Source organism: Salinimicrobium sp. WS361, assembly GCF_050750585.1.
In the GTDB taxonomy this organism is placed as follows: Bacteria; Bacteroidota; Bacteroidia; order Flavobacteriales; family Flavobacteriaceae; genus Salinimicrobium.
The window spans coordinates 1-4,374 of record NZ_JBOJLM010000037.1; the positions used below are offsets into that span (position 1 = coordinate 1).

The 4,374-nt window shown below is 38.7% G+C and carries 3 protein-coding genes; 1 reads left to right on the forward strand and 2 read right to left on the reverse strand.

The features are described from left to right. Window positions 1–152 precede the first annotated feature (152 nt). Entirely contained in the window at window positions 153–821 is a 669-nt protein-coding gene (locus tag ACQ93I_RS17025) for a hypothetical protein (protein ID WP_431699574.1), read from the reverse strand. A 213-nt stretch (window positions 822–1,034) separates the two neighbouring features. Between ACQ93I_RS17025 and ACQ93I_RS17030 the strand changes: the two genes are divergently transcribed. Then, the gene (locus ACQ93I_RS17030) at window positions 1,035–2,981 is read left to right on the forward strand and encodes a putative porin (protein ID WP_431699575.1); all 1,947 of its coding nucleotides are present in this window, start codon (window positions 1,035–1,037) and stop codon (window positions 2,979–2,981) included. A gap of 1,174 nt (window positions 2,982–4,155) precedes the next feature. Here ACQ93I_RS17030 and ACQ93I_RS17035 read toward each other — a convergent pair. Beyond that, on the reverse strand, window positions 4,156–4,374 hold a 219-nt coding region (locus ACQ93I_RS17035; protein ID WP_431699576.1), incomplete at its 5' end, for a hypothetical protein.

The window sequence follows — 4,374 nt, forward strand, 5'->3', positions numbered from 1 at the left end:
TTTAGGAATTTTAGATGTTATTAGACCATATAGGAAAAAAAATAACCCTGTAAAGTGTTTATTTACAGGGTTCTTCTTAATATACCTTAAAAGAGTTCTAATTTTCTTTTACAAATCTGGTTTGAGCGAAAAAATAAATAAAAATTTTAGTTTCATTCTATATTCAAAGAATTATAGAATTCTAAGGTTTGGATAACTTCAGACTCATTCTTTAACTTAAATTTATGTTTCTTCACAAATTGTTCTACTTCCTCATTATTCAATTGTCTTAGGATATCCTTTCTTTTTAATCTTACTTCTTCAGCTGGAGTGTCTCCCTTTTTCAAGAAATACTTTTCATAATGATCCAGGGATGCTGGCTTATCACGTCCATAACTGTTAGTAGCTCTCACCGCATCTTGTTTAATTACCCCTCGTCTTTTTAAAAAGACGGCATCACCATCATTTAACTTTTGAAAGTAGCCCTGACGTCTAATCCCATTATCATCAATAAAATATTCTATTTCGTAATCACTGCCATTTAATTCCACTGTGATATCGGGTCTTCTTAACAAAGTAGTTATTTCACCGGTTGGATCTTTTATTTCAAAAGCATCTGATAAGGCATTGTATCTAACTAATGTGGTAAATGATTTATCAAGTATGTTGACGGTGCCTTGCTGAAACTCTTCTGTGGGATATTGACTCCCTTGTACATTAGCAGGTAAGGTTTTTTCTCCACTTATAGTGCTTCTAATATATTCCGTAGGTAAGTTAATATTCTGTGCAGTAATTAGTAAAGAGGGAGTGATGAATAAGCATAAAACAAGCCAGAACTTCATAATTTAATTTTTATAGATTTTCGACTAATCTACTAAAATTATGCCAAAGGTGTAGGTTGTAATTATGTAAGGGTGAAATTTTCTTTAATTATTCTGTAATTGTATTTCTTATTCCTAAATGACGTTAGAGAAAGTATATCCGTGAAGGTTTTTTTTTTATTTTCTAATCATGTTATTTCATTTATCATACTTTTGTTCCAGTTAATGATTTGTATGAAGAAAATAACAATTTTACTTGTTCTTATATTCTTAATCCCATTCGGTTTACTGGCCCAGGAAAGAAGGCTAAATCGTGGTGGGAATAATATTCAGGGGCAGGATCAAACTGCACGTGACCCAAAAAATGAATCTTCTGTTGAAAAAGCCCCAATTGATCTCTACAAGATTATTTCCGTAGATAACGATACCACAACAGTAGATACCACACTTCATATATACAAGGATTACCGGTTTAACTATCTTAGAAAAGACAATTTTGGGTTACTACCATTTTCCAATGTCGGCCGTTCTTATAATCGGCTTACTTATGACTTTATTGAAGAGCGGGAGGTGCTTCCTCAATTTGGCGCAAGAGCGAGACATTATAATTTTATGGAAGTAGAAGATATCTTCTACTATAACGTTCCTACCCCGTTTACCGAACTTTTTTTTAAGACAGTATTTGAACAAGGCCAGGCAGCTGATGCTCTTTTTACTGTAAACACCTCTCCTAATCTCAATATTTCAATAGGATATAAAGGGCTTCGGTCTTTGGGTCGATATCGGCATATGCTCACCAGTACCGGAAATTTTAGAACTTCACTCAGTTATAGTTCCCCAAACGGGAGGTACAATATGCAAACTCATTTTGTTTCACAGGACCTTCTCAATGAAGAAAACGGCGGACTTACAGCTACGTCTCTTGATCAATACATAGCAGAAAATCCCGAATTCGAAGATCGCTCCCGTCTTGACGTGAACTTCGAAGATGCGCAATCTACATTATTTGGTAAAAGATTTTTCCTAGACCATTCGTATGCCCTTTACAAAAGAGCTGATTCGCTTGTACAGCGAGATTTTAGAATTGGTCATCGTTTAAATCATACCTATAAAAAGTATCAGTTTCAGCAGTCTTCGGCCAGTGAACTCTTTGGGCCCTCTTTTGAAGAGGTGGGTTTAAAAGATGTAACACGGCTCACTACTACATCCAACGAGGTCTATGTAGGTTTTACAGCCGGGAATCTTGCAAGAATTATTGCCCGCGGAAAGCACACCCACTATAACTATGGCTATAATACCGTGCTAGATCTTGAAGGAGGGTATATAGTGAACAGGCTTCAGGGAGATATACTTTCAGCAGGGGGAGATTATCTGGGTACTCTGGGTGACTTTCAGTTAAAAGCGAGCGGAATGATCAACTTAACAGGAGATTTTAAAGGATATGACCTCGGCGCCCGACTTTCATATGCGCTGTCCTCAGATTTTGTGGTCGCAGCCACGGCCAATATTAATGATCATGCCCCCAATTATAATTTTCTACTCTACCAGAGTGACTATACAAACTACAACTGGCAAACCTCTTTTTCAAATGAAAGTCGGCAGTCTCTGGGTTTTGACCTCTGGGCACCTCAATGGTTGAATGCAAATGTAGAATTCTCCACTATTAATGATATGGCTTACTTCGCGGTAGGGGAAGCAGGATTTGTAAGGCCATTTCAACACAACGATCAGGTGAGTTATGTAAAGGTGAAGGGGAGCAGGGAATTTAGCCTGGGCAAATTTGCGCTTAATAACACCTTGCTTTACCAGACTGTTTTAGATGGGGGGCAGGTTCTAAATGTACCCGATTTGGTCACCAGGAACACCTTTTACTATAAAGACTACTGGTTCCAGCGGGCACTTTATCTTCAAACCGGTTTCACGCTAAATTACTTTACAGACTATGAGATGAATGGGTATGATCCTGTTCTTGCAGAATTTTATGTTCAGAATTCGCAACAAGTCGAAGGTTTTCCAACTGTAGATTTTTTCTTCAATGGTAAAATACGACAGGCCCGGATCTTCTTCAAACTGGAAAACCTGAATTATCTAATTGAAGCAAATAACAATTTCTCGGCACCACTCTATCCCTCACGCGATTTTGGAGTAAGGTTTGGATTGGTCTGGAATTTCTTTATGTAATTATTTGGGCGTTCCCCGCCTTCGCTACCGCTCATGCGGGTCGGGCTATCCGCTCCAATCTTTTTGCTCGTGCCTTGCAAAAAGGATTTCCGCTGCTCTCCCTAACGCGGGTACACGTCTTCGATTCATAATAATGTAATGGGATTGGGATTTTGTTCTTCGATTGGCATTGAAATAATCGGTTTGAATTGATTGTTTTGATTCCTATTAATGTAATTCGATGGATATTTCGTTTATCAGCTATAAACATTTGACCCCTTCGGGGTCATCCCTACCGATGGTAAATAAATATACCGAATCCTTTGGATCCGGATGGTTAGACCCTATCGGGTCTTATATATGTAACGTAACAGGTCACGAACCGAAGAGCCCAATGGTTCTCATTCTTTAATAACAGGAACACGTCCCAAACCACGACCCCGATGGGCCTCATTTCTTTAATAATGGGAACAGGTAACGAAACCAGACCCCAAAGGGGTCTTATGTTTTTAACCTGAATACCGTGATGATCCCGACCCCCACGGGGTCGCACCTTTGTGAACGCCACTTCTCAAAAGTGCCATTTTCGGCACCTCTTTTCTCATGAGGTATGTTTCAGGATCCGAAGGAGCCATATAATTATAGGACTTTTACAAAATTGCACCTCCTGCTGGTAATTGCTCTACATACTATATATAATACACCTCACGAATATACAATCCCGAAGGGATTGGATGACTATAACAGGAGTGGAGGGAACTGTGACCCCTAAGGGGTCCAATGTTTATACCCCCCCCCCCCGCCGTCGTCCCCACACGACCCCGAAGGGGTCGCACCTTCCAAAATGACCATCCTTGAAACCATGCATCCTCTACTTTCAATTTCAGGATAAAAAAGTACAGAAAAAATCTTCCTTCAAAAATGTCATTTTCAGCACCTTAGTTTTGGGGTTTAGAAAAATGTCAAAAAAACCTTAAAATATTTTTGTTGGGAGCTTGTGGGATTAGAATTCAATTGTATATTTGCAGCCGCTTTGAGAGGGAGTGACGGGATAGGAGAGACAGTGTCTGAGCCTATATGTAGCAAGCCTTTAAAGCGAATAAGTTCTCTGAATTTTTTTTGAATTTTATCTTGGATTGTAAAGGAAATTGGTTTTATCTTTGCATCCGCTTTGAGAGGCACGGTAAGTGTTCTTTTAGGGTTGAAAAAGTTCTCTAAAAAATATTTTGAAGTTAAGTGATAAAGGTTGTAAGTTTGCATCCGCTTTTACGGGATTAGCTTCGAGAGTGGCTGAAAAAAAATAAAATTTTTTTCTTGTCGGTTTAAAAAAAGGTTGTACATTTGCAGCCGCTTTGAGAGAGAGCGAAAGTTCATAAAAACTTACTGAAAAGAAATCCCGGGTTGGGTGAGACAG